The organism is Salinisphaera aquimarina (assembly GCF_042643355.1).
Taxonomy (GTDB): Bacteria; Pseudomonadota; Gammaproteobacteria; order Nevskiales; family Salinisphaeraceae; genus Salinisphaera; species Salinisphaera aquimarina.
The window spans coordinates 541,405-565,842 of the sequence record NZ_JBHRSS010000003.1; the positions used below are offsets into that span (position 1 = coordinate 541,405).

Here is a 24,438-nt window from a genome sequence, read left to right on the forward strand (position 1 = left end):
GAATATTTCACAGGACAACAGCCCGTTGGAAAAGCTGCATCGGCAACGACGAAATCAGCATCCACATGGCACTGATCCGCCTCAGTACGTCTTTCAGATGCCCGGCCGCGATTGGTTTCTGGAGTACAGCGAAGGCAGGCGCGGCTTCCTTCGTGCGCGCTGAATGCTCGTTGTCCCTGAAAGCGTCGAAGCCAATGCTCGACGGCCGTGTTCGCCAGATCACCGTGGTGTGATCGATCGATGTATCGTCGAAAGCCATTGCCATGCCGGCAAGAGTACACCAGCCACCTGTCGACAGGCCCACGCCGCTGACACGACTGCGGACACGGCTTGTCCACACGCCCAAACGAGGAATAGCGAGCAATAAAAAAGGCCCCGTGCATTCGCACGGGGCCTTCTCTAATAAAAGCCTGGCAGTGACCTACTCTCGCACGGGGAAGCCCCGCACTACCATCGGCGCTGAGCGGTTTCACTTCCGAGTTCGGAATGGATTCGGGTGGTTCCCACTCGCTATGGCCGCCAGGCAAACCTGACAATCTTGTTGCAATCGAACACTGCTTCGGATCCACAAAAACGCTTGAGCGTTATATGACCAAGCCTCACGGGCAATTAGTACTAGTAAGCTGAATACATTGCTGTACTTACACACCTAGCCTATCAACGTCCTCGTCTCGGACGACCCTTTAGAGTCCTCTAGGGACTAGCGAGATCTCATCTTGAGGTGGGCTTCGCGCTTAGATGCTTTCAGCGCTTATCCCTTCCGTATGTAGCTACCCGGCAATGCCACTGGCGTGACAACCGGAACACCAGAGATACGTCCATCCCGGTCCTCTCGTACTAAGGACAGATCCTCTCAAATCTCGAACGCCTACGGCAGATAGGGACCGAACTGTCTCACGACGTTCTAAACCCAGCTCGCGTACCACTTTAAATGGCGAACAGCCATACCCTTGGGACCTGCTTCAGCCCCAGGATGTGATGAGCCGACATCGAGGTGCCAAACTCCTCCGTCGATGTGGACTCTTGGGAGGAATCAGCCTGTTATCCCCGGCGTACCTTTTATCCGTTGAGCGATGGCCCTTCCATACAGAACCACCGGATCACTAAGACCTACTTTCGTACCTGCTCGACTTGTCAGTCTTACAGTCAAGCACCCTTATGCCTTTGCACTCAGTGCGCGATTTCCGACCGCGCTGAGGGTACCTTTGCACTCCTCCGTTACTCTTTGGGAGGAGACCGCCCCAGTCAAACTACCCACCATACACTGTCCCTGATCCAGATAATGGACCTAGGTTAGAACCTCAAACATTTCAGGGCGGTATTTCAAGGGTGGCTCCACGCCGGCTAGCGCCAACGCTTCAAAGCCTCCCGCCTATCCTACACAAAAATGTTCAAAATCCAGTGTAAAGCTATAGTAAAGGTGCACGGGGTCTTTCCGTCTTGCCGCAGGAACACTGCATCTTCACAGCAATTTCGATTTCACTGAGTCTCGGGTGGAGACAGTGTGGCCATCGTTACGCCATTCGTGCAGGTCGGAACTTACCCGACAAGGAATTTCGCTACCTTAGGACCGTTATAGTTACGGCCGCCGTTTACCGGGGCTTCGATCAAGAGCTTCGCCGAAGCTAACCCCATCAATTAACCTTCCGGCACCGGGCAGGCGTCACACCCTATACATCCTCTTACGAGTTAGCAGAGTGCTGTGTTTTTAGTAAACAGTCGCAGCCACCTGGTCTCTGCGGCCCCTTTCTGCTCAGACAGCAAGTGTCTTCACATACCGGGGGCGTACCTTCTCCCGAAGTTACGGTACCATTTTGCCGAGTTCCTTCACCCGAGTTGTCTCATACGCCTTAGGATTCTCACCTCGTCCACCTGTGTTGGTTTGGGGTACGGTCTGCATAACCTGAAGCTTAGAGGTTTTTCCTGGAAGCTTGGTATCAGTTGCTTCATCTCCTTGGAGACTCGTCATCGCGTCTCGGCATTGGGCGTCCGGATTTGCCTAGACACCCTGCCTACATGCTTAAACCGGGATAACCATCACCCGGCCAACCTAACCTTCTTCGTCACCCCATCGCAGTTATGCGAGGTACGGGAATATTAACCCGTTTTCCATCGACTACGCCTTTCGGCCTCGCCTTAGGAGCCGACTCACCCTGCGCCGAATAGCGTTGCGCAGGAAACCTTGGACTTTCGGCGGGCAGGTTTTTCACCTGCCTTATCGTTACTCACGTCAGCATTCGCACTTCCGATACCTCCAGCAAACCTCACGGTTCACCTTCACGGCCTACGGAACGCTCCTCTACCACTTGTGATAAATCACAAGTCCGCAGCTTCGGTGCATGGCTTTAGCCCCGTTATATCTTCCGCGCGGGCCGACTAGATCAGTGAGCTATTACGCTTTCTTTAAAGGATGGCTGCTTCTAAGCCAACCTCCTGACTGTCTTTGCCTTCCCACATCGTTTGCCACTTAGCCATGACTTGGGGACCTTAGCTGGCGGTCTGGGTTGTTTCCCTCTCCACTACGGAAGTTAGCTCTCGCAGTGTGTCTCCCGTGCTTGAACTTGTCGGTATTCGGAGTTTGCATCGGTTTGGTAATCTCTTATGAGACCCCTAGCCGAAACAGTGCTCTACCCCCGACAGTTATACACGAGGCGCTACCTAAATAGCTTTCGAGGAGAACCAGCTATCTCCGGGCTTGATTAGCCTTTCACTCCTATCCACAGCTCATCCCCTAATTTTTCAACATTAGTGGGTTCGGGCCTCCAGTAAGTGTTACCTCACCTTCACCCTGGCCATGGATAGATCGCCCGGTTTCGGGTCTACTGCCAGCAACTGATCGCCCTATTAAGACTCGGTTTCCCTACGCTTCCCCTATACGGTTAAGCTTGCTACTGACAAGTAAGTCGCTGACCCATTATACAAAAGGTACGCCATCACCCTGTCCGAAGACGGGCTCTGACTGCTTGTACGCATACGGTTTCAGGTTCTATTTCACTCCCCTCTCCGGGGTTCTTTTCGCCTTTCCCTCACGGTACTGGTTCACTATCGGTCGACAGAGAGTATTTAGCCTTGGAGGATGGTCCCCCCATGTTCGAACAGAGTTACACGTGCTCCGTCCTACTCGATTTCACCTAAAATGCCTTTTCGTGTACGGGGCTTTCACCCTCTATGGCGTGTCATTCCTGAGCACTTCCACTAAAACATAATAGACTTAAGGGCTGGTCCCGTTTCGCTCGCCGCTACTCAGGGAATCTCAATTGATTTCTGTTCCTCCGGGTACTTAGATGTTTCAGTTCCCCGGGTTCGCCTCCCATAGCTATGTATTCACTATGGGATACCTGCCGAAGCAGGTGGGTTTCCCCATTCGGAAATCTTCGGGTCAAAGTCTGTTTGCCGACTCACCGAAGCTTATCGCAGGCTGCTACGTCCTTCATCGCCTTCTGTCGCCTAGGCATCCACCATATGCGCTTGGTCACTTGGTCATATAACCTCAAGCGCTCTCGCGCTGTCAGTCACATTAAAGTGATCCGGTATTCTTTGCTTGAAAGAATACAGTGTTCGATTGCAATAGATTGTTAAAGAGCGGTGATTATAAAATCACAAAAAACAAAGACATCGCTGCCTGGTGTTTTTTCTGATTTCATAATTCAGTTATTCCAGAGCGTGGTGGAGCTGAGCGGGATCGAACCGCTGACCCCCTGCTTGCAAAGCAGGTGCTCTCCCAGCTGAGCTACAGCCCCCTTGGTTGTTACGCTGCCGAGATATTGGTGGGTCTGGGAAGATTTGAACTTCCGACCTCACCCTTATCAGGGGTGCGCTCTAACCAACTGAGCTACAGACCCGAGCTCTAGGCACCCAGAATAAATCTGGAATAACCGCTTACTTGTAAGTGACTTGTGTGGATACTCCCCCGGAATAGCTACTTGCAATTCCATTTCTCGAAAGGAGGTGATCCAGCCGCAGGTTCCCCTACGGCTACCTTGTTACGACTTCACCCCAGTCATCGACCACACCGTGGTGACCGTCCTCTCCGAAGAGTTAGACTAGCCACTTCTGGTGCAGCCGACTTCCATGGTGTGACGGGCGGTGTGTACAAGGCCCGGGAACGTATTCACCGCAGCAGTGCTGATCTGCGATTACTAGCGATTCCGACTTCATGCAGTCGAGTTGCAGACTGCAATCCGGACTAAGACAAGCTTTATGGGATTAGCACCCCTTCGCAGGTTCGCAACCCTTTGTACTTGCCATTGTAGCACGTGTGTAGCCCTGCCCATAAGGGCCATGATGACTTGACGTCATCCCCACCTTCCTCCGGTTTGTCACCGGCAGTCTCCTTAGAGTGCCCAACTTAATGCTGGCAACTAAGGATAGGGGTTGCGCTCGTTGCGGGACTTAACCCAACATCTCACGACACGAGCTGACGACAGCCATGCAGCACCTGTATCCGTGTTCCCGAAGGCACCAATCCATCTCTGGAAAGTTCACGGTATGTCAAGGGCAGGTAAGGTTCTTCGCGTTGCATCGAATTAAACCACATGCTCCACCGCTTGTGCGGGCCCCCGTCAATTCCTTTGAGTTTCAACCTTGCGGCCGTACTCCCCAGGCGGAGAACTTAACGCGTTTGCTGCGACACTGATCGACTATGTCAACCAACGTCTAGTTCTCATCGTTTACGGCGTGGACTACCAGGGTATCTAATCCTGTTTGCTACCCACGCTTTCGTGCCTCAGCGTCAATATTGGCCCAGAAGACTGCCTTCGCCATTGGTGTTCCTCCACATATCTACGCATTTCACCGCTACACGTGGAATTCCGTCTTCCTCTACCATATTCTAGTCGCGCAGTTTCGAATGCAATTCCCAGGTTAAGCCCGGGGCTTTCACATCCGACACACGCAACCGCCTACGCACGCTTTACGCCCAGTAATTCCGATTAACGCTCGCACCCTCCGTATTACCGCGGCTGCTGGCACGGAGTTAGCCGGTGCTTATTCTGCAGGTACCGTCAATACGCTCGGGCTATTAACCCGGCGCTTTTCTTTCCTGCTTAAAGTGCTTTACAACCCTAAGGCCTTCTTCACACACGCGGCATGGCTGGATCAGGGTTTCCCCCATTGTCCAATATTCCCCACTGCTGCCTCCCGTAGGAGTCCGGGCCGTGTCTCAGTCCCGGTGTGGCTGATCATCCTCTCAGACCAGCTACTGATCGTCGCCTTGGTAGGCCATTACCCCACCAACTAGCTAATCAGACGTAGACTCATCCTTCTGCGCGAGGTCCGAAGATCCCCCGCTTTGCTCCGTAGAGATTATGCAGTATTAGCCCGAGTTTCCCCGGGTTATCCTCCACAAAAGGGCAGATTTCTACGCATTACTCACCCGTCCGCCGCTCGACGCCCATCCGAAGATGTCGTTTCCGCTCGACTTGCATGTGTTAGGCCTGCCGCCAGCGTTCAATCTGAGCCAGGATCAAACTCTCCAGTTTAATTACTTCTAACTGGCATATGACCGAAGTCATATGTTTGAGTCATCCCAAGCTTTTATGCTTTGGATGCTCTATAGGGCTTGGCTTTCGCCATCCCAAGGGAGCACCCACACAAGTCACTTACGAGTTGTTAAAGATCTGCAACATGCCGTCTTGCGGCTGAACCGCTTAACGTCTGTCCCGTTGCGAGGAAGCGTATTCTACGCTGATTGGCTGGGCTGTCAACAACTTATTTAAATTTCTTTAAAAAGCCGTTTGGCTTGCCATGCAAGCTGCATCGGCTGTCGATCGACTCTTTATATAGAGGCTTTCGACTGTCGATGCATATCGACTCAAATCAGCGAACTGCTCTGAACCGATACTGACATCTCAGCACAATCAATTGATTGTTTTACCAATCAACTTCCTGCGCCCCGTGGCAGGTGTTGACCGCTTTCGACCGTTTGGTTTCTAGCGGCCCGCACCGTTGCGAGGAGGCGTATTCTAGGGGTTTCCGACGGGGTGTCAACACGTTTCTGAAAGTTTTTTGCAGAAACTTGTCACATCCCTGTCATGACAGGCTTTCGCCGGTATCGCCGCCGTCGCCCTTCAGGGCCACGCGGGCGATTCTGCGTTTTCCGACCTGGATCAGGTGCTCGTTTCCGACCGGAATGAGCTGGCTCGCGTCCTCGATCCGCTCGCCGTCCATACGCACCGCACCCTGCTTGACCAGGCGTATGCCTTCGCCATTGCTCTGGGTCAGTCCCGCTTCCTTTAGCAAGGCGGCCACCTGAATACCTTCGATCGCCACCGACAGGGGCACGAGTTCGATGTCGTCGGGGGTGATGCCCTGACTGAAGCGATCCACGAACGTCTGATGTGCCTTCCTGGCCGCTTCCGGCCCGTGAAAGCGAGCCACTATCTCGTCGGCGAGCCGGTATTTCAGGTCGCGCGGATTGGCGCCGTCTGCCACCTCCTGTCGATAGCGTGCCAATACGGCCACCGGCTCGAACGACAGCAACTCGAAGTACCGCCACATCAGCTCATCGGATATCGACATGAGCTTGCCGTACTGCTCGTTGGGCGGCTCATCGATACCGATGTAGTTGTCCAGCGACTTGGACATCTTGTTGACCCCATCCAGCCCCTCTAGCAACGGCATGGTGAGTACGGCCTGCGGCGTCTGCCCATAGACCTGCTGCAGATGTCGCCCCATCAGGAGGTTGAACTTCTGATCGGTGCCACCGAGCTCCAGGTCGGCCTTGAGGGCCACCGAGTCGTAGCCCTGGATCAGCGGGTACAGAAATTCGTGGATCGCAATGGGCTGCTGACTGTTGAATCGCTTGTGGAAATCGTCGCGCTCGAGCATGCGGGCCACGGTGTGGGTGGCCGCGAGCTTGATCAGATCGGCGCTCGACAGGGCATTCAGCCACGACGAATTAAGGACCACGCGCGTGCGCGTACTATCGAGCACCTTGTATATCTGTGCTTCGTAGGTCGCCGCATTCGCTGCGACCTGGGCCTCGTCGAGCGGCTGACGCGTCACGTTCTTGCCGGTCGGATCGCCGATGCGGCCGGTGAAGTCACCGATCAGGAAGACCACGTCGTGGCCCATGTCCTGAAAGGTACGCATCTTGTTGAGCAACACCGTATGGCCGAGGTGCAGGTCCGGCGCCGTAGGATCGAATCCGGCCTTGATTACAAGGCGCGTGCCATCGCGTTCTGCCGCTTCCAGACGCTCCTTGAACTGCGCCCCCGGAATGATCTCGTCACAACCGCGCTCGACCTCGCCCCACGTATCCTGCATCGCCAATCCGCTCCCGGGTATCCATTCAATCTGTTACAGAAGCCGACAGTCTAGCCGTTACAGACTTGCCAAGCACCTGAGTTTATGCTTTTTTATGCCGATAATTGCGGCCGGAAATCAAAAAGGGGCCAGCCGCAAGCATCGTTTTCCGCTTCGACACCGCGCGGCTTTCTAATATATGGGCAAGATAGACAGCGATTATCTGTGGCTGCATGAGCGGCCGCGAACCGGATCCAATTTGCGTCGGCTCGCTCTTATACTGGCTATACCCCTCATGGGCGGCGCCGCCTGGCTGACGACCGGCCCGGAACCCATGATCCCCATGACCGACGCCGGCGACTCGAACAAGCCGATGCGTGCCGAGTCCTCGGCACACTACGTGCAGATCGACGACGATGTAGCCGAACCGGGCCGCGCGCCAGGACAACCGGTCGACGCACGCGTTGGCGCCCGCCACGCGCCCGACGCCGTAGTCGATTCCAGCCCAGGCAAACCAGCTGACGAAACGCCCACATTGGCCGAAGCACCCGACTCCGATATCGCCCCGCCCCCACAGGATCCGACCGCCGGCGATATCGCCCTGAGTGAACAGGACAGCGGCGCGGCTGATATCCCCGTCGCGCCACTCGACCCCGACCGGGTGATCGACGAACAGGACGGGAGCGACAAGGCTCCTCTCGTGGCCTCGGAATACACACCCGGAACCGCCGAGCTGCTGGACGACGACAATGGCACAGGGGCCGAACCGCGCATCGCCGAGCGTCAGGCCGTGGCGGCTGCGCCGAGCGTCAGCTGGCACGAAGTCCGGGTGCGAAGCGGCGACACGCTGTCGATTGCCTTCAACCGCAACGGGCTGTCCTATATCGACTCCCTCAAGATCGCCCATATCCCCGAACACGGCAACCGTTTCACCCGCGGCCTGCGCGCGGGCGATCGCATGCAGGTGGAATCCGACGCCGACGGCAACGTACTCGCGCTGGATTATTCGATCGACCCGCTGCATACGCTGGAGGTGCGCCCCAAGGGCGACAGCTTCACCGGCCGCGTCGTGCTCGCCAACGTCGAACATCGCAAGGCCTTTGCCAGCGGCAAGATCGACACCAGTTTCTATGTCGACGCACTCGAGGCGGGCCTGAGCGACAACCAGATCATGAAGCTGGTCAAGATCTTCGGCTGGGATATCGATTTCGCTCTGGACATTCGCCCGGGTGATCGCTTCGTCGTGGTGTATGACGAGCTATTCCGGGACGGCAACAAGGTCGGCGACGGCGACATTCTGGCCGCCTCATTCACCAACGACGGCCGTAACGTACGCGCGGTGCGCTACACCGGCGAAGGCAACGCCGACACCGCCTACTACTCGCCGGAAGGCCGGGCGATGAAGAAAGCCTTCATCCGCACCCCGGTCGACTACACGCGCATCAGCTCCGGCTTCAACCTGTCGCGCAAGCATCCGATCCTCAACCGCATCCGCCGCCACGAAGGCACCGACTACGCCGCGCCCAGCGGTACGCCGATCAAGGCCACCGGCAATGGCCGTATCGTCTTCCGCGGGCGCCGCGGCGGTTACGGCAACATGATCATCATTCAGCACGACACCCATCTGTCCACCCGCTACGGCCACATGTCGGCTTTTGCCAAGGGCTACGGCGTCGGCAGCCGGGTGCATCAGGGCGACGTGATCGGCTATGTCGGCATGACCGGTCTCGCGACCGGCCCGCATCTGCACTATGAATTCCGCGTCGATGGCAGCCCCAAGGACCCGGAGAAGATCGCGCTCCCGAAAGCCTTGCCGCTGCCCAAGAAGTTCATGCCCGACTTCAAGAAGACGACCGCGCCGCTGCTGGCACAGCTGGACACGCTGTCCCACACCGAAGTCGCGAGCCTCGACAGCTCGACCCCCGAAAACACCAATTGAGTGCGCCGGCTCCTCGACCAGCCTGTAACCAGCGACGAGCCACGCGGCGCGTCTAGGCGCCGCGCACGATTGGTATGGCCCTCGTGACCGCCTCGCCGCTGTATATCGGCCTGATGTCGGGCACCAGCGTCGATGCCGCCGACGCCGTGCTTGTGCGTTTTTCCGAGCAGGGCTACCCGGAGATACTCGCCACCCACGCGCAGCCGCCCGAACGCGGCCTGCGCGACGACCTGCTGCATCTGTCGCAGCAGGTCGCCGGCATATCGCTGGCCAAGTTCGGCGAGCTGGACCAGCGCGTGGGTGCCTGGTTTGCAGAGGCCGCGCTCGCACTGATCGACAAGGCCGGCATCAAGGCTGCCGACGTCGATGCCATCGGCAGTCACGGACAAACCGTGCGCCATGAGCCCAGCGCCCGGTATCCGTTCAGCCTGCAACTCGGCTCACCGAGTCTGGTCGCGGCACGCGTCGGCTGTCGCGTAGTCGCGGATTTTCGCAACAGCGACATCGCGGTCGGCGGCCAGGGCGCGCCGCTGGTACCGGCATTCCATCGCGCCCTGTTTGCCGATCCCACACGCCACCGCATCATCATCAATATCGGCGGCATCGCCAATCTCACAGTGCTGCCCGCCGGGGCGTCGGACGACAGCGCTCATGTGACCGGGTTCGACACCGGCCCGGGCAACGCGCTCATGGATGCGTGGATTGCCGCCCATCTCAAGCAGCCGCTCGACGAAGATGGCCACTGGGCCGCGGGCGGCAAGGTCGATGACGGACTGTTGGCACTGATGATGTCCGACGCCTATCTCGATCGCCCGGCGCCCAAGAGCACCGGGCGCGAGTATTTCAACCTCGACTGGTTGCAGGCCCAGATTCACAGCCGGCCCTCGCCGCCGATACCGGCAGACGTTCAGGCCACGCTCTGCGAATTTTCGGCGCGCACCATCGCGCAGGCCATCAACGAATACGGCCCCGGCGACGAACAGCTGCTGCTATGCGGCGGCGGCGTACGCAACGCGGAACTGTGCCGACGCCTGCAGGCGTTGGTCGCGCCGCGAGAGATGATCCGGACCGACGACTACGGCGTGGATTCGGACTGGGTGGAAGCGGTCGCCTTCGCGTGGCTCGCAATGCGTACCGTCAACGGGCGCAGCGGCAATGTGCCATCGGTTACCGGCGCCAGTACGGCCGTACCGCTTGGCGGCATCTACCAGAGCCGCTCAAGCGATTGACGCTGCGCACCGGACAAGATGCCGGTGCGCTCGGACTCAGATCGCGAAGGCGCGCTCGATTAAACGGCGAAAGAGTTGCCGCAGCCGCAGGTGGTGGTCGCGTTGGGATTGCGAATCACGAACTGCGCCGCGCTGCGCGCGGGCTTTGCCTCGCAAAGCTGTGGCATTGTCTGTGCACCCCATTCGCCTTTGGCGAATGGCCCCTCACGAGGGTCGAAGGCGCGCTCGATTAAACGGCGAAAGAGTTGCCGCAGCCGCAGGTGGTGGTCGCGTTGGGATTGCGAATCACGAACTGCGCCGCGCTGCGCGCGGGCTTTGCTTCGCAAAGCTGTGGCATTGTCTGTGCACCCCATTCGCCTTTGGCGAATTGCCCCTCACGAGGGGCGAAGGCGCGCTCGACTAAACGGCGAAAGAGTTGCCGCAGCCGCAGGTGGTGGTCGCGTTGGGATTGCGAATCACGAACTGCGCCGCGCTGCGCGCGGGCTTTGCTTCGCAAAGCTGTGGCATTGTCTGTGCACCCCATTCGCCTTTGGCGAATTGCCCCTCACGAGGGGCGAAGGCGCGCTCGACTAAACGGCGAAAGAGTTGCCGCAGCCGCAGGTGGTGGTCGCGTTGGGATTGCGAATCACGAACTGCGCGCCTTCGACCCCGTCCGAAAAATCGATTTCGGCGCCGGAGAGATAGAGCACGCTCATGGGGTCGACCAGCAATGTTACGCCCTGCTTCTCGATCTGGGTGTCACCGTCCTCGACGTTCTCGTCGAAGGTGAAGCCGTACTGGAAACCCGAGCAGCCACCACCGGAGACGAACACGCGCAGCTTGAGGGCGTTGTTGTCCTCGTCTTCCAGCAATTCCTTGACCTTGATCGCAGCCGCGTCGGTAAATACCAGAGCAGCCTGATCGTCGAATGCGGGTTGTGTCGCGGTACTCATAAGCGTCCAGATTCCAGTGGCCTGGTCGATGACCAGATATTCCTATCATAAGACAGTCGGTGCAAGACGTGGGGATTCAAGCCCCTGACACGTCTTCAGATTCGCGCCTCTGCCTTACGGTAACGCACCGGGGGCGGCCAACGCACTGTTTTCCGGCGCGTCGATCATCAGGTTGAAACACTGCACCGCCTGACCGGCCGCGCCCTTGACCAGATTATCGATCACCGACAGCACCACCGCGGTATCGCCGCCGCCCGGGCGATGCACCGCGATACGGCACATATTGCCACCGCGCACGTGCCGGGTTTCGGGCGTGGCACCGGCCGGCAGCACGTCCACGAACGGCTCGCCGGCGTAGCTGGTTTCGAACAAGGTCTGCAGATCGGCCTGGGTATTCAGCCGCCCATAGAGCGTGGCGTGAATACCGCGAATCATCGGCACCAGATGCGGCACGAACGTCAGTCCCACGTCGTCCTTGGCCAGATCACCGAGAATCTGGCGTATTTCCGGCAGATGACGATGACCGGCCACCCCGTACGCCTTGAACGAGTCGTGCATCTCGGCGAACAGAAACCCCGGCTTCAGACTCTTGCCGGCACCGGAGACGCCGGTCTTGGCGTCGGCAATGAGGCTGTCCTTGTCGACCAGCCCCGCATCGATCAACGGTTTGAAGCCAAGAATGACCGCGGTCGGGTAGCAGCCCGGGCACGCCACCAGATCGGCGCCCGCGATCCGGTCGCGGTTGAGTTCCGGCAGGCCGTAGACCGCCCGCTCGATCAGCTCCGGGCAGACATGGTCGGTGCCGTACCACTGCGCCCAGAGGCTGGCGTCGCGCAACCGGAAATCCGCGGACAGGTCGATCACACGTTTGCCGGCCTCAAGCAGCGCCGGCACATCGTGCATGGCTGCCGCATGCGGCGTGGCGAAGAAGACCACGTCGCAGTCGGCGAGGTTGTCCGCGTCTGGCGCGACGAAGTCGAGATCGACCACGCCGCGCAGCTGCGGATAGGCGTCGGCCACCGGCGTACCGGCGTCGCCGCGCGAAGTCACCGCCACGACCTTGGCCTGCGGATGGGAAACAAGCAGCCGCAACAGTTCGGCGCCGGCATAACCGGTACCGCCCACGATGCCTATACGTTGTAGTTGAGCCATGTCCGTCACTGTCAAAGCGTTTCTAAACCGCGCATAATAACGCGCGCGACGCGGTGATGCGTGGTCGCACCCGCGCACCGCCTTAATTTCGCTTTCGGAAGCCGCGCTCTTGCACGCACGTTCTCGCCATGGCCGTTAAACCCTCCCGTGGGCGCTCGCTGCGTGAGGCCTGGCAGGCGCGCCTGGATACGCTGCGCCAGCAGATGGCCGACGTCGAGAATACGCCCGGGCTGAGTCTGCTCTGCCTGATCGGCGCCGCCACCGGCGGCCTGTGCGGGCTCGTCGTACTCGCCCTGCATACCGCCATTCATGCGCTGCAAACCCCGCTGTTCGAGTTCTTCGGTGCCAGCGGCGGTTCGTTCGTGGATACGAGCCTGACCTTTCGCATCGCCGTGCCGGTACTCGGCGCGCTGCTGCTCGGCCTGATCGTCGAATGGCTGCTCAAATCGGCCGAATACGGCATCGTGCATATCATCGAACGGCTCGTGTACTACCAGGGCGTGCTGCCGGTCAAGGCAGCGGTCGCCGAATTCACCATGTCGGCGCTGGCGCTGGCTTCCGGGCAATCGGTAGGCCGCGAGGGCGTGGCCGCGCACACCGGCGCCGCCACCGGCAGTTGGCTCGGCCGTCAGCTCGACCTGCCCACCAACAGTGTGCGCACGCTGGTGGGCTGCGGCGCGGCGGCCGGTATCGCGGCCTCCTTCAACACCCCGCTGGCCGCCGTGATCTTCGCCATGGAAGTGGTGATGATGGAATACACCATTGCCGGTTTCGCGCCCATCATCCTGGCCGCCGTCACCGGGTCGCTGGTGACCTTCACGCTGACAGACGTACACCCGCGCCTGCTTACCGAATACACCGGCTTCACCACGGTCGAGCTGCCCTATTTGGCTTTCGTGGGCGCGGTGCTCGGCGTCGCCGGCGCCGGCTTCACCCGATTGTGCGGCGCGCTCGTGCCCCTGCTCGCCCCGATCCGGGTGAGCCTGCGCATCACCCTGGCCGGCATGGTCACCGCCCTGCTCGCTGTCGCCTTCCCACAGGTGATGGGGCTGGGGTTCGATACCGTCAACGCATCGCTCGCCGGTCAATTCGCGATCTGGATGGCGCTGGGCATCGGGCTCGCCAAACTCGTCGCCACCAGCTTCGCCACCGCCGCCGCTATTCCCGGCGGCGTGATTCTGCCCACCTTCGTGATCGGATCCGCGCTCGGCAGCGCGCTCGGGTCGCTCGGCGCCCTGCTGCTGCCCGGCCACGCCAACGACGCCGGCCTGTATGCGCTGCTCGGCATCGGCGCCATGATGGGCGCGGTGCTACAGGCGCCATTGTCCGCACTGGTAGTGATTCTGGAACTGTCCGGCGAGACCGGGCTGGTGCTGCCCGGCATGCTCGTGGTGATCGCCGCGCTGGTGGTCTCCCGCCGCATCGCGGTCGCCGATTCCCTGTTCCGGCTGCTGCTGCGCCGCCGCGGGCTGGACTATCGCAACGACCCGATCTCGCAGTATCTGCGCCGGGCGAGCGTGATTTCGGCCATGAATCGGCGCTTTCGGATCGTCGAGCGGCGTATCAACCGGGCAGCGCTCGACGAAATCCTGGCCAACAACCTCGACTGGCTGCTGATCCGCTCGGGCGAGAACCGCGCCAGCCTGATGCGGCCGAGCGACGTCGCCCGTTTCCTGAGCCAGGAAGCCAACAACCAACTCGAGGAGATCGACCTGCAGGACGTGCCCGGCAAGCGCGCCGACGCCTATACGATCCACGTCCGGGCAAGCCTTCAGGAAGCCTTCGACATGATCAACCGCAACGAAGCCGACGCCCTCGTCGTCGAACGCACGACCTCGAGCAATCGCCCGATCACCTACGGCGTGCTTACACGAGAAGCCATCGACGGCACGTATCGGCCCTGATAGACGCGTCTCACTCCAGCAGACGACCATCATCTGAATGTGCGCGATACACGTTCTTCCTGCGTTCCCATGCTAGCCCTGGCTCGTAAAACGAACACTGCTGCTAACCGATGCTACTCCGACGCATGCACGTGGTGTGTAAAAGCCGCAAATAAGTGCTATATCTACGAGAAGTCGTGAATTTGGCGCCAAGTCTTGAAAGAGGGTGATCTTGCCAACCGTATTGCGAATAGATGGATACCGTTTCTTCTTCTATGCGAACGAGAACAGCGAGCCTAGCCACATCCATGTCCAACGCGATCAGATGCTGGCCAAGTTTTGGCTCGAGCGTGTATCGCTTGCCTCAAGCACCGGCTTCGCGGCCCATGAACTCAATGATCTATTCAAGCTGGTCGAAAAGCATCAACAGACGTTAGTGGAGTCCTGGAATGAGTTCTTCAGCAGTTAATACCATCCCACACGCCACTTTGGTGAGGTGCACGAGCGATGAGCTCGTTGTTTCTCTCAGCGACGGTCGCGTGCTTTCGGTTCCATTAGCATGGTTCCCCCGGCTTGCTCATGCAAAGCCCGAGAAATTGGCGGATTTCGAGTTGCTCGGAGACGGAGAAGGTATCCACTGGCCCGGCCTCGATGAGGACATATCGGTTCTAGGTCTTTTAGAGGGTAGAAAGTCAGTGGAATACCGTACATAGCGAACCTAAAAAAGAACTAGGAGTCGAGCGCCCAAAGCATCGCTGCGCTTCGAACGGCAACTGAGCTTCGGCATTAGTTCTAGCTATAGATCGCGTAGTCAGGAGGCGCCATGACTAATCTTCCGCCCGAAAGCATTTGTGAATCGCTAAACGATTCGGTTTGCGCCATTACGATGACGGAAGACGGCGAAGTACTTAGCAGTGGAAGCGGGTTTGCCATATCGCCCGAAGGCCAGGTTGTTACTGCCGCACACGTCGTAACTGGCCGTCTGCCAATTAGGGAAGAGGATATTAACGCCGATGGCACTGTAATGACGTGTCAATTTCATTCCACGCCGCCAATCGCATATGAAGCGAAGCTTTGTGGCATCCAATTACGCTCGAACGCTTTTCGTGAAAACTTGCTGGTCGACCTGGCCATATTGGAGCCATTGCAGGGACAAAAAAGCGAGACGTTTAAACCGCTACCGAGGAAACGGATCGGCCCTAAGCTAGGCCAGACCGTATATATGGCGGGCTTTTCCGAGGAAGTCGAGCTGCCTTTTAAAATCGAAGCATTACTAGACCCAGATACGCCAGGTGCAGGACGATTTTTACACCATGTTGATCGTGGCTATCAGGCTGTTATGGGGAAACCCATGTGTAAACGAGCAATGGTGGGAAATGTCCTTGAATTTTCCGCCACATCTGGATCGAGAGTTATTAAGGGCGACGTTTTCTATATAGACCAAGCGATGCATCAAGGCGCTAGCGGAGGTCCTGTGGTCGACGAGAGCGGAGTGGTGGTGGGCGTAGTAACACACCGCGCCGTGACCAAGGTTTACCGTGAAGCAGAGCGCATAGAAGTCCCCTCGGGTTCAGCGCTTGCTATCAGTATCGAAGCATTGGATACATATGTCCGTACGCTGGATAATTAACTTCGGCTGCTTGCCACATAATTCAAAGGGTAACGAATCGCTGGATTGGCTGCCAAAGCGCTGCTGCACTCAGGCAGTAGCGCTTTGGCGTGGCAACAATGGCCTAAGATGAAAAAGCTTCGCGTATTTGGCGGTTAACGCAGCAAGGAATAAGGATTGGCACAGCTTCGCTGAGCGAATGCGCTAAAGGCGATAGGTTTGAAATCGCGCGTTCGTAGAATTGTAATTCTCGCCCTATCGGCAACCGTCTTCCATCGCTGCGCGACGTCGTACCGCATCGAACCCGAGAATAAAAACTGACGCCATAACGTCGTCGTTTTGCAATATCAGTCTGCAACGCTCCCCGGGTCACAACCTATGGGGGACCCGCATGACCATTGCACGCCGATCCGTATTGCTCGCGCTGGCGCTCAGCGCCACGACCTCGGTCGCGCAGGCCGCGCCCAGCCTATTCTTCAGTGAATATGTCGAGGGCAGCAGCTACAACAAGTCGCTGGAGATCTTCAATCCGACCGACGCGCCGGCGGATCTGGACGATTACGCCATCGCGATCTATTTCAACGGCTCGGCGGATGCGGGGGCCACGATTCCGCTGTCCGGCACGCTCGACGCCGGCGATACGTTCGTCTTCGCCGATCAGCGTTCCGACGCCTCGATACTGGCCGTGGCCGACCAGACCTACGGCGGCTCGCTGTTCAACGGCGATGACGCCGTGGTGCTGCTGCAAAACGGCGCCCCGGTGGACGTCATCGGCCAGATCGGTGTCGACCCCGGCTCGGCCTGGGGCACGGGCGGCGTCACCACCCAGAACCACACCCTGCGCCGCAATACCTCGATCACCAGCGGGCGCATGAACGGGAACACGGCGTTCGACCCGGCCGACGAATTTTCCGGCTTTGCCGTCAACAGCTTCGCCGATCTCGGCAGCTTCGGCGCAACCGAGCCGCCGCCCATGGTGGCGTTCGGCAGCTGCGGCGACCCGGCCACGCCGATTCACGCCATTCAGGGCAGCGACGACAATTCGCCGCTGCAGAACGAGATGCACGTGGTCGAGGCGATCGTGACCGCCCCCTACCCGGGCAATGACGGCCTCGACGGCCTGTTCGTGCAGGCCGCCGACAACGAGCGTGACAGCGATCCCCAGACCTCCGAGGGATTGTTCGTGTTCACCGGCGATTCCGACAGCCTGTCGCCGGACATGTTCGCGGCCGGCCAGCGTATTCGTATCCGCGGCCAGGTCAGCGAATTCAATGGCCTGACCGAGCTCAAGCGTGCGGATCAGGCTGCGATCTGTGGCACCGGGTTCACGGTATCGCCGTCGCTGCTCGCGCTGCCGTTCCGGGACACGACGGCGCCCGAGGCGCTTGAAGGCATGCGGGTGACCCTGAATCAGACCCTGACGGTATCGGGCACCTACACGCTCGGACGCTTCGGCGAGGTCGTACTCTCGGCCGGGGGACGCCTGCAGACGCCGACCAACGCCGTGCCGCCCGGCGTGCCGGCACAGGCGCTCGCGGCGCTGAATGCGCGCAACCGTCTGGTGCTCGATGACGGGATGTCGACCGAGAATCCCGAGCCGGTGATCTATCCCGCTCCCCGGCTGACGGCGCTCAACACCCTGCGCACCGGCGACACGGTGACTAACATCGATGGCGTGCTGAGTTACGGCTTCGGCGACTGGCGCGTTCAGCCGGTTACCGCGCCGATCTTCGATCCGGTCAATCCGCGGCCGACAGCCGCCGACCTGCCCACCGGCGGCAACATGCGGGTGGCCAGCTTCAACGTACTCAACTTCTTCAACGGCGATGGCCAAGGCGGCGGTTTCCCCACCGAGCGCGGTGCTGACACCGAGAACGAACTGAACCGACAGCGTGCCAAGCTGGTCTCGGCGATCACTGCCATCGACGCCGACGTGATCGGCCTGATGGAAATCGAGAACGACGGCTACGGATCGAACAGCGCCATTCAGGACCTGGTCGACAGTCTCAACCAGGCGTCGCCGCGCGGCGAGCAGTATGCCTTCGTCGACCCCGGTACCCCGCGACTGGGCACCGACGCCATCGCGGTCGGCCTGATCTACGACAGTTCGCGCGTACGGCCGATCGGCGACCCCGCCACGCTGACCACGACACCGTTTGTCACCGGCAACCGGCAGCCGTTGGCGCGCACCTTCGCCACCGCCGAGGACGGCCGCGTGACCGTGGTGGTCAATCACCTGAAATCGAAAGGCAGCTGCCCTAGCGAGGATGACCCCAACGCAGCCCAGGGCGATGGCCAGGGCTGCTGGAACCTGCTGCGCTCCCAGGCCGCCAGCGACGAGGCCGGCTGGCTGGCGAGCGACCCGACCGGGGGCGAGACCGACAACGTGCTCGTGATCGGCGACCTGAATGCCTATACCCAGGAAGACCCGATCACCGCATTCGCGCAGTCCGGCTACAGCGCGTTGCTCAAGCGGGCCAACGGCACGGCCGCCACGACCTATGTGTTCGATGCCCAGAGCGGTGCGCTGGATCACGCGCTCGCCAGCAGCGCGCTACGGAGTCAGGTGATCGCGGCCGAGCCGTTCCATATCAACGCCGACGAGCCCACGTCGCTGGACTACAACGTGGAGTTCAAATCCGCGTCGCAGGTCACCGACTTCTATAGCCCGGGTCCATATCGCGCCTCGGATCACGACCCGGTCGTCACCCAGCTGGATCTGGCGCCAGCACCGCGGCAATAGCCCCACGACGCCAACGGCCACGGGCCGACACTCGATAACTACACCAAAGGGAACGCATCATGACCAAATCACTCCATACCGCCCTCGTTCTGATGGGCCTGCTGTTCGTCTGCACGACCGCCAACGCGAGCCTGATCCGGTTTTCCGGATCGGTCACCGGGTTTCAGACCCTGGACGGCACGCCGACCGCCACGCCGGTCTCGAACTTCTCGGTCGGGCAGCTATTCACCGGCACGCTGAACGTCCTCGATGCCGCCCTGTCACCCGGCGCGATCTTCGGCAACGCGGACATCCTCGACTACAGTTTCGTCCTGGGTGATACCCAACTCACGAACAGCGACTCGTCGATCGCCGGCACGGTCAACGCCGACGGTACCGGCCTGAGCGATTTTCTGGCTTTCACCGGCCTGAGTTCGCTGGGGCCGGACTGCGCCTTCTGTTCGTCGGAGATCCGCGCGGACGGGTTCAGCATCCAGAGTTACACCGGCGGCGGCAACGTGGTCGGTGATCTCACAGCCCGCATCGAGGCCGGCGTGACCGACGTGCCGGCACCGGGCGGAATCGGCTTTGCGGGATTCGCCCTGATCGGGCTGGTCGCGCTGCGTCGTCGCATGGGGGGCTAGCCGCGCGGCTGTTTCAGGCATCCGTCGCACGTCGCAGGCCCCGCCCGGTACGACCGCGGGGCCTGTCTCATTGCGTGGGCAACGGATGAAGTCAAGGACAGAGACGGGTCGCGGCCATCAACCGCATTTGCCGGCAACACCTACGCGGCAGCCGATATCGACCCTCATGCATCGTCGTCGCGGCGCGGGCGCAGCCACGGCAGGCCGTTGACCATGGCGAAGGCGATCAAAGCAACGACCATCGCCGCACACAGCGCCGCGAGGTTGTCGGGAAAGAGCGCGGCCATCAGCGCGCAGCCCAGCGCCAGCACCGCGAACCTGACCGTGGCCGCGGTCAGGGCCCAGCCCATGCGTCCCGCGCCTTGGGATGCGAAATACAGCGCCAGGCCGATCCCCAGAAACGCGTAGGCCGGGGCCACCGTCTTCAGATACACGGCACCCGCGGCGATCGCGCTCGCATCTTGCGTGAACAAGCCGAGCCAGGCTTCGGGAAACAGCGCCGCGGCCAGGCCGACGCTTTCGGTGACCACCCCCGCCACCGCGGCCCCCGTCCAGGCGATCCGGCGCGCGCGGGCATGCTGGCCGGCACCGATGTTCATGCCGACCATGGCCACGATGCCGGTGCCGAAACCGAACACGATCGGAATCTGCAGATATTCGATACGGATACCCAGGCCGAAGCCGGCCAGCGCCTGCATGCTGGTGCGGGCCACGAAGAACGTCGCCACGGCCACACAGAGATTGGCGAGCACCGTATTGATCGAAGACCAGATGCCGACACCCAGGATCTCGGCGAACAGCTCGCGCCGCAGCGGATGACCGAGCCCGAGGCGCACACCGCCGGAGCCACGGATCAGCACCGTCAACAGAATCGCTGCCGAGATCAGATAGTAGCTGGCAAGCGCCAGGCCCGCGCCGGCCAGGCCCAGGGCCGGAAACGGCCCGAGGCCGAAGATGAACAGCGGCGACAGCCCCAGCAGCATGACCACGCCCCCGGCCAACACGCCGGCCGGCAGACGCATGTTGCCAGCACCGCGCAGCACCGCCGCGCAACAGTTCATCAACCACAGGAACACCACCCCGGAAAACAGGGCGCCGGAGTAGGTACGCGCCGCCGTCAGTGCCGCGCCCTCGCCGCCCATGGCGTGATAGATCATCCCACCCGCCAACAGCACGGTGGCCGAACACACGACACCGAAGACCAGCGCAATGACCATCGCGTGCAGCGCCAGCGCGTCCGCCTTGTCGTCACGGCCGCTGCCGATCGCGCGCGCGATCGCCGAGGAGATACCGCCGCCGATGCCGCCCGCGGACATCATCATCATGAGCATGACCAGCGGAAACACCAGCGCCGCGCCGGCGAGCGCGTCCACGCCGAGCAGGCCGACGTAATAGCTTTCCAGAAAATTGGCCAGCGCCTGCGACAGCATGACGATGACATTCGGCGCGGCCAGCCAGAGGATGGTCGGCAGCACCGGTGCCTGCAGGATCTTGCGCGTACGCGACTGGGCGCGCGATTGCGCGGGCACGACGCCCGCCACCGCCGGTGCAGCCGAGCAGGCGGCGGTACTCACTGAGCCGAATCCACTGCGCGTGCCGCCCGCGTGACCGGCGCGTCGATCACGGCCGCCGCTCCATGACCAGCAGCGTCGACGTTGCGCTCGCATAGAGACGATCATCGGCGTCCACGAGCCGCGCCTGCGCGAAGGCGACTCGGCGACCCATCGACACGATACTGCCGTGCGCGCGCACCACGCCGGTCTCCTTGGTCAGCGCGCGATGATAGGAGACCTTGAGTTCGGCGGTCGTATACGCCTGATCGGCATTCAGGCGCGAGTGCACGGCACAGCCGCAGGCGGAATCCAGCAGCGCCGCGGCATAGCCGCCGTGCACGGTGCCGATCGGGTTGTAGACCCGCTCCGTGGGCGTGCCTTCGAATACGGCGATGCCTTCATCGATCTCGACCAGGCGAAACTCGAGCGTGTCGCCGATGGCGGGATTGCGTTTTTCACGCATCAGCATCTGCAGGGTCTGCAGGCCGTTGAGCGCCGGCGTGTCCTGCGCGTCGGGATTGGAACTCATGTGATCTCCGGGCGGGTTCAAGGGATTTTCGAATCAAGGCGCGTCGCCGTGCGCGAGTTCGGCGCGCACGGCGGCAAGAATTTCGTCGGAAAGCGAGGCGTCGTCGACGGCCCGCGCCAACACGACCGCGCCCACGAGGCTGGCGCAGGCGGCCACGCCCTGTTGCCGTCGCCGTGCTTCGGTTCGCCTGGGCACGGCACTTTCGAGCAGGCCGATGAAGCGGCGCACGCTGCGGGTGAAGGCGCCGCGTACCGCGGGCGAGGCACGACTGGCCTCGGCACCCAGCGAGGCCAGCACGCAGCCGTCGCCGGGATTGTCGCGATGGCGGCGCGACAGATACTGGCGCGCCATCGCGTCCAAAGGCATGGCCTCGTTGGCGCCCAGCAGCGTCTGCCAGCGATCGCCGGTCTGCTCTATGGCACGCAGGCAGGCTTCGGCGATCAACTCGTCCTTGGACGCGAAATGTCCATAGAAGCCGCCATGGGTGAGGCCGGCAGCCTTCATCAGCTCGGCCACGCCGACGCCGTCGAAGCCGCGCTCGCGAAACAACGCGGCCGCTCGATCGACGATGCGGCGGCGATTGGCTTCGGATTCGGCTCTGCTGACTTTCATAACGGACTCGTACCTAACAGACGTCCGGTTAAATGATGCTCATCATTTATATAATCATTATGGCCATCATGTAAAGATTTTCTTGTGCGACCGTGCGCGCGGCTCCGCGCAGACCGACTGGCTCTTAGCGGCGCAACCCGCGTCCGCCGCTCAGCCTCTGCCGCAACGCCGCGACAAGGCCTTGTTCGATATACACTATCGGGACTGCCACCGTCTGCGATCTATCGCCCGGCGGCTCGACCGCGGTCCGCGCGGCGCATTTTTTTTCAGGAGTACTCGATGCTACTTTGGGTCAAGGCCTTTCACGTCATTGCCATGGTCGCGTGGTTCGCCGGCCTGTTCTATCTGCCACGGCTGTTCGTCTACCACGCCGACACCCGCGACGAGGTCGGCTACGCCCGCTTCTGCACGATGGAAAAACGGCTGTCGATGCTGATGTCCATCGCCGCGCTGCTGACGATCGTGTTCGGTGTCTGGCTGCTGGTGAGCTACGGCAGCGCCTGGATGGCGGCCAACGGCTGGATCCACGTCAAGCTGCTGCTGGTGCTCGGCCTGATCGGCTACCACGGCTGGTGTCAGGTACAGGTCAAGAAATTCCGTGAAAACCGCAACAGCAACAACGCCGGCTATTTTCGTCTGATGAACGAAGTGCCGACGGTGTTTCTGGTGCTGATCGTGATCCTGGCGATCGTCAAGCCGTTCTGACCGCGTTACGACCCGCCCGACCGGCATAGCGGCGTTCGCGCCGGGGCCGGCCACGGGCACAAAAAAGCCCGCCGAGAGAGATCCCGGCGGGCTTTTTGATGCCTGATCGGCGTAGACGCGTTACTCGCCGCCGTCCGGATCCTGATTGATATCCGTGCCGATCTGCGACTGGTTGTAGTTCTGCTCGCCCATGTGCTTGATCATGTCGAGCTGGGTCTCGATGAAGTCGATGTGCCCCTCCTCGTCGGCCAGGATTTCGGCAAACAATTCACGGGTGACATAGTCGCCCGCCTGCTCGCAATAGCCGATCGCTTCCTTGTAGTAGGCATGGCCTTCGTACTCGGCGGCCAGATCGCATTCGAGCATTTCCTTGGGGTTTTCACCGATACGCAGCTTGCCCAGATCCTGCAGGTTCGGCAGACCGTTGAGGAACAGGATGCGCTTGATGAAGCGATCCGCGTGCTGCATTTCCTCGATCGATTCCTGGTATTCCTTCTTGCCAATCTCGTAGAAGCCCATGTCTTCATACATGCGGGCGTGCAGGAAATACTGGTTGATGGCAGTCAGCTCGAGCTTGAGCGACTTCTGGAGGTATTCGATGACTTTCGCGTCGCCTTTCATGGCTGGGTCCTGTGCTTGACGGCAATAATGGCCTCAAGCTTATCCGACGCGGCAAACGCTTACAAACGACTGGGACACAAAGGGTTGGTCCGTCGGGAACTGGCCTGCTAACTGGCCACCGACATTGGCGCCCGCTCGATCACGCGGATCGGCGCAGCGGCACGTTCGGATTGCTGACGGCATTGCGTAAGCAGGTCACGCGCGCATTGCGCACAGCGGCCACAACAGCCGGCCACGCCCAAGCGCTTGCGCAAATCACGCATGCTGCACGCGCCTTCGCAATAGGCATCGCGGATCTGGCATTCGGTTACGGCGTTACAAACACAAACGTACATGGACTTACCTCCGACGCGCAGTAGAACGCGAATGAGAATGAGTGTCAATAGCATGGCATGAAGACACTCGTCGATGTCATTGTCAGTGTACGCTGTAATTGTTTTCGATGCACGCAAGGCTATATCCCGCCAACGCATTGCGGCACAAGACAGATGGGCCGGAAACTATTCCGGATCGAGGCAGCAGGAGAGTTCGTTGAGAGCCAGCCGATAAACCTGACGCTTGAAGAACACCACTTCGTTGACCGGCTGCCAGTAGTCGACCCAGCGATAGCCGTCGAACTCGGGTTTTTCGGTGGCGTCGAAGCGCACGCAGGACTCCGGCGCGAGCAGCTGCAGCATGAACCACTTCTGTTTCTGCCCGATACACAGCGGCTGGCGATGCCGGCGTACATAGCGCTTGGGCAACCGGTAGCGCAGCCAGCGGCGTGTACAGCCGATCATGCGCACATGTTCCGCGCGCAGGCCGACTTCCTCCTCGAGTTCACGAAACAGCGCCTGCTGCGCGTTCTCGCCCTCGTGGATGCCGCCCTGTGGAAACTGCCAGGATTGCTGGCCGATCCGCTTGGCCCAGAACACCTGACCGCATTGATTGCTTAAGATGATCCCGACGTTGGCCCGGAAACCTTGCGCATCGATCACGACTACGCCCTCGGTATAAGTACTGGGTCGATTCTTTCACAAATCATTCAAAAACGAAAAATTTCTATTTACAAAGGCGCTTGCAT

19 protein-coding genes, 2 tRNA genes, 3 rRNA genes and 2 pseudogenes are annotated in these 24,438 nt (G+C 60.5%); 9 read left to right on the forward strand and 17 right to left on the reverse strand.

What is annotated here, in order from left to right:
- Positions 1-7 precede the first annotated feature (7 nt).
- The 7 genes from ACFOSU_RS05995 to tyrS form a co-directional block, all read right to left on the reverse strand.
- Positions 8-259 carry a hypothetical protein gene (locus tag ACFOSU_RS05995; RefSeq protein WP_380687484.1) on the reverse strand — a complete coding sequence of 84 codons (252 nt, stop codon included), beginning with the start codon at positions 257-259 and terminating at the stop codon, positions 8-10.
- A 149-nt stretch (positions 260-408) separates the two neighbouring features.
- Positions 409-524, reverse strand: a 5S ribosomal RNA gene (gene rrf, locus ACFOSU_RS06000).
- A 64-nt stretch (positions 525-588) separates the two neighbouring features.
- Positions 589-3,482 (reverse strand): 23S ribosomal RNA (locus ACFOSU_RS06005).
- A 182-nt stretch (positions 3,483-3,664) separates the two neighbouring features.
- A tRNA-Ala gene (locus ACFOSU_RS06010) sits at positions 3,665-3,740 on the reverse strand.
- Positions 3,741-3,765: 25 nt separating this feature from the next.
- Positions 3,766-3,842 (reverse strand) — tRNA-Ile (locus ACFOSU_RS06015).
- Positions 3,843-3,941: 99 nt separating this feature from the next.
- Positions 3,942-5,480 (reverse strand): 16S ribosomal RNA (locus ACFOSU_RS06020).
- The 16S, 23S and 5S rRNA genes sit together here with 2 tRNA genes alongside, the layout of an rRNA operon.
- Before the next feature lie 550 nt (positions 5,481-6,030).
- Positions 6,031-7,266 carry a tyrosine--tRNA ligase gene (gene tyrS / locus ACFOSU_RS06025; RefSeq protein ID WP_380687486.1) on the reverse strand — a complete coding sequence of 412 codons (1,236 nt, stop codon included), beginning with the start codon at positions 7,264-7,266 and terminating at the stop codon, positions 6,031-6,033.
- 274 nt (positions 7,267-7,540) lie between these two features.
- Here tyrS and ACFOSU_RS06030 point away from each other — a divergent pair, with 274 nt between their 5' ends.
- Together ACFOSU_RS06030 and ACFOSU_RS06035 are read left to right on the forward strand one after the other, a co-directional pair.
- Positions 7,541-9,184 carry an OapA family protein gene (locus ACFOSU_RS06030; RefSeq protein WP_380687488.1) on the forward strand — a complete coding sequence of 548 codons (1,644 nt, stop codon included), beginning with the start codon at positions 7,541-7,543 and terminating at the stop codon, positions 9,182-9,184.
- Between the two features lie 74 nt (positions 9,185-9,258).
- Positions 9,259-10,413, forward strand: coding sequence for an anhydro-N-acetylmuramic acid kinase (locus tag ACFOSU_RS06035; RefSeq protein ID WP_380687490.1), 1,155 nt, complete (start codon positions 9,259-9,261; stop codon positions 10,411-10,413).
- 59 nt (positions 10,414-10,472) lie between these two features.
- Here ACFOSU_RS06035 and ACFOSU_RS06040 read toward each other — a convergent pair.
- The 4 genes and pseudogenes from ACFOSU_RS06040 to argC all read right to left on the reverse strand — a co-directional run.
- Positions 10,473-10,541 (reverse strand): annotated as a pseudogene (locus ACFOSU_RS06040) (iron-sulfur cluster insertion protein ErpA); the annotation flags it as partial.
- Positions 10,542-10,812: 271 nt separating this feature from the next.
- A pseudogene (locus tag ACFOSU_RS06045) lies at positions 10,813-10,887 on the reverse strand (iron-sulfur cluster insertion protein ErpA); the annotation flags it as partial.
- A gap of 95 nt (positions 10,888-10,982) precedes the next feature.
- Positions 10,983-11,345 (reverse strand): iron-sulfur cluster insertion protein ErpA, encoded by a 363-nt coding sequence (gene erpA / locus ACFOSU_RS06050; protein WP_380687492.1) that lies wholly within the window; start codon positions 11,343-11,345, stop codon positions 10,983-10,985.
- Between the two features lie 114 nt (positions 11,346-11,459).
- Positions 11,460-12,497 (reverse strand): N-acetyl-gamma-glutamyl-phosphate reductase, encoded by a 1,038-nt coding sequence (gene argC, locus ACFOSU_RS06055; RefSeq protein ID WP_380687494.1) that lies wholly within the window; start codon positions 12,495-12,497, stop codon positions 11,460-11,462.
- Positions 12,498-12,625: 128 nt separating this feature from the next.
- Here argC and ACFOSU_RS06060 point away from each other — a divergent pair, with 128 nt between their 5' ends.
- From ACFOSU_RS06060 to ACFOSU_RS06085, 6 genes are all read left to right on the forward strand, one after another.
- Entirely contained in the window at positions 12,626-14,401 is a 1,776-nt protein-coding gene (locus tag ACFOSU_RS06060) for a chloride channel protein (RefSeq protein ID WP_380687496.1), read from the forward strand.
- A 211-nt stretch (positions 14,402-14,612) separates the two neighbouring features.
- Positions 14,613-14,849, forward strand: coding sequence for a DUF4160 domain-containing protein (locus ACFOSU_RS06065; RefSeq protein ID WP_380687498.1), 237 nt, complete (start codon positions 14,613-14,615; stop codon positions 14,847-14,849).
- On the forward strand, positions 14,830-15,093 hold the full coding sequence (locus ACFOSU_RS06070; RefSeq protein ID WP_380687500.1) for a DUF2442 domain-containing protein: 264 nt from the start codon (positions 14,830-14,832) through the stop codon (positions 15,091-15,093). Before ACFOSU_RS06065 ends, ACFOSU_RS06070 begins: the two co-directional genes overlap by 20 nt.
- A gap of 110 nt (positions 15,094-15,203) precedes the next feature.
- Positions 15,204-16,010: a S1 family peptidase gene (locus tag ACFOSU_RS06075; RefSeq protein WP_380687502.1), complete on the forward strand. Its 807-nt coding sequence runs from the start codon at positions 15,204-15,206 to the stop codon at positions 16,008-16,010.
- A 370-nt stretch (positions 16,011-16,380) separates the two neighbouring features.
- Complete coding sequence (locus ACFOSU_RS06080) at positions 16,381-18,732, forward strand: ExeM/NucH family extracellular endonuclease (RefSeq protein ID WP_380687504.1); 2,352 nt, start codon at positions 16,381-16,383, stop codon at positions 18,730-18,732.
- A gap of 59 nt (positions 18,733-18,791) precedes the next feature.
- The gene (locus tag ACFOSU_RS06085) at positions 18,792-19,355 is read left to right on the forward strand and encodes a hypothetical protein (protein WP_380687506.1); all 564 of its coding nucleotides are present in this window, start codon (positions 18,792-18,794) and stop codon (positions 19,353-19,355) included.
- Between the two features lie 164 nt (positions 19,356-19,519).
- Here the strand turns inward: ACFOSU_RS06085 and ACFOSU_RS06090 are convergent, their stop codons facing one another.
- From ACFOSU_RS06090 to ACFOSU_RS06100, 3 genes are read right to left on the reverse strand one after another with little or no spacing between them, the layout of a single operon-like run.
- The gene (locus ACFOSU_RS06090) at positions 19,520-20,929 is read right to left on the reverse strand and encodes an MATE family efflux transporter (RefSeq protein ID WP_380687508.1); all 1,410 of its coding nucleotides are present in this window, start codon (positions 20,927-20,929) and stop codon (positions 19,520-19,522) included.
- Positions 20,930-20,975: 46 nt separating this feature from the next.
- Positions 20,976-21,437 carry a PaaI family thioesterase gene (locus ACFOSU_RS06095; protein ID WP_380687510.1) on the reverse strand — a complete coding sequence of 154 codons (462 nt, stop codon included), beginning with the start codon at positions 21,435-21,437 and terminating at the stop codon, positions 20,976-20,978.
- Between the two features lie 33 nt (positions 21,438-21,470).
- Positions 21,471-22,049, reverse strand: coding sequence for a TetR/AcrR family transcriptional regulator (locus tag ACFOSU_RS06100; protein ID WP_380687512.1), 579 nt, complete (start codon positions 22,047-22,049; stop codon positions 21,471-21,473).
- A gap of 279 nt (positions 22,050-22,328) precedes the next feature.
- On the opposite strand from ACFOSU_RS06100, the gene ACFOSU_RS06105 reads away from it, so the two are divergent.
- A complete protein-coding gene (locus ACFOSU_RS06105) occupies positions 22,329-22,754 on the forward strand; it encodes a CopD family protein (RefSeq protein ID WP_380687514.1) in 426 nt (141 codons plus the stop codon).
- A 120-nt stretch (positions 22,755-22,874) separates the two neighbouring features.
- Here the strand turns inward: ACFOSU_RS06105 and bfr are convergent, their stop codons facing one another.
- The 3 genes from bfr to ACFOSU_RS06120 form a co-directional block, all read right to left on the reverse strand.
- Positions 22,875-23,375: a bacterioferritin gene (gene bfr, locus ACFOSU_RS06110; protein ID WP_380687516.1), complete on the reverse strand. Its 501-nt coding sequence runs from the start codon at positions 23,373-23,375 to the stop codon at positions 22,875-22,877.
- A gap of 107 nt (positions 23,376-23,482) precedes the next feature.
- Positions 23,483-23,848: a (2Fe-2S)-binding protein gene (locus tag ACFOSU_RS06115; protein WP_380687518.1), complete on the reverse strand. Its 366-nt coding sequence runs from the start codon at positions 23,846-23,848 to the stop codon at positions 23,483-23,485.
- A 27-nt stretch (positions 23,849-23,875) separates the two neighbouring features.
- Positions 23,876-24,352, reverse strand: a complete 477-nt coding sequence (locus ACFOSU_RS06120; RefSeq protein WP_380687520.1) for an RNA pyrophosphohydrolase — start codon at positions 24,350-24,352, stop codon at positions 23,876-23,878.
- Between the last annotated feature and the right edge of the window lie 86 nt (positions 24,353-24,438).

What these genes read in the sequence shown, in the direction of transcription:
- ACFOSU_RS05995 (WP_380687484.1), bottom strand. Translation starts at nt 259, where the DNA reads ATGGCTTTCGACGATACATCGATCGATCACACCACGGTGATCTGGCGA.
- tyrS (WP_380687486.1), bottom strand. Translation starts at nt 7,266, where the DNA reads ATGCAGGATACGTGGGGCGAGGTCGAGCGCGGTTGTGACGAGATCATT.
- ACFOSU_RS06030 (WP_380687488.1), top strand. Translation starts at nt 7,541, where the DNA reads ATGGGCGGCGCCGCCTGGCTGACGACCGGCCCGGAACCCATGATCCCC.
- ACFOSU_RS06035 (WP_380687490.1), top strand. Translation starts at nt 9,259, where the DNA reads ATGGCCCTCGTGACCGCCTCGCCGCTGTATATCGGCCTGATGTCGGGC.
- erpA (WP_380687492.1), bottom strand. Translation starts at nt 11,345, where the DNA reads ATGAGTACCGCGACACAACCCGCATTCGACGATCAGGCTGCTCTGGTA.
- argC (WP_380687494.1), bottom strand. Translation starts at nt 12,497, where the DNA reads ATGGCTCAACTACAACGTATAGGCATCGTGGGCGGTACCGGTTATGCC.
- ACFOSU_RS06060 (WP_380687496.1), top strand. Translation starts at nt 12,626, where the DNA reads ATGGCCGTTAAACCCTCCCGTGGGCGCTCGCTGCGTGAGGCCTGGCAG.
- ACFOSU_RS06070 (WP_380687500.1), top strand. Translation starts at nt 14,830, where the DNA reads ATGAGTTCTTCAGCAGTTAATACCATCCCACACGCCACTTTGGTGAGG.
- ACFOSU_RS06075 (WP_380687502.1), top strand. Translation starts at nt 15,204, where the DNA reads ATGACTAATCTTCCGCCCGAAAGCATTTGTGAATCGCTAAACGATTCG.
- ACFOSU_RS06080 (WP_380687504.1), top strand. Translation starts at nt 16,381, where the DNA reads ATGACCATTGCACGCCGATCCGTATTGCTCGCGCTGGCGCTCAGCGCC.
- ACFOSU_RS06085 (WP_380687506.1), top strand. Translation starts at nt 18,792, where the DNA reads ATGACCAAATCACTCCATACCGCCCTCGTTCTGATGGGCCTGCTGTTC.
- ACFOSU_RS06095 (WP_380687510.1), bottom strand. Translation starts at nt 21,437, where the DNA reads ATGAGTTCCAATCCCGACGCGCAGGACACGCCGGCGCTCAACGGCCTG.
- ACFOSU_RS06100 (WP_380687512.1), bottom strand. Translation starts at nt 22,049, where the DNA reads ATGAAAGTCAGCAGAGCCGAATCCGAAGCCAATCGCCGCCGCATCGTC.
- ACFOSU_RS06105 (WP_380687514.1), top strand. Translation starts at nt 22,329, where the DNA reads ATGCTACTTTGGGTCAAGGCCTTTCACGTCATTGCCATGGTCGCGTGG.
- bfr (WP_380687516.1), bottom strand. Translation starts at nt 23,375, where the DNA reads ATGAAAGGCGACGCGAAAGTCATCGAATACCTCCAGAAGTCGCTCAAG.
- ACFOSU_RS06115 (WP_380687518.1), bottom strand. Translation starts at nt 23,848, where the DNA reads ATGCGTTGGCGGGATATAGCCTTGCGTGCATCGAAAACAATTACAGCG.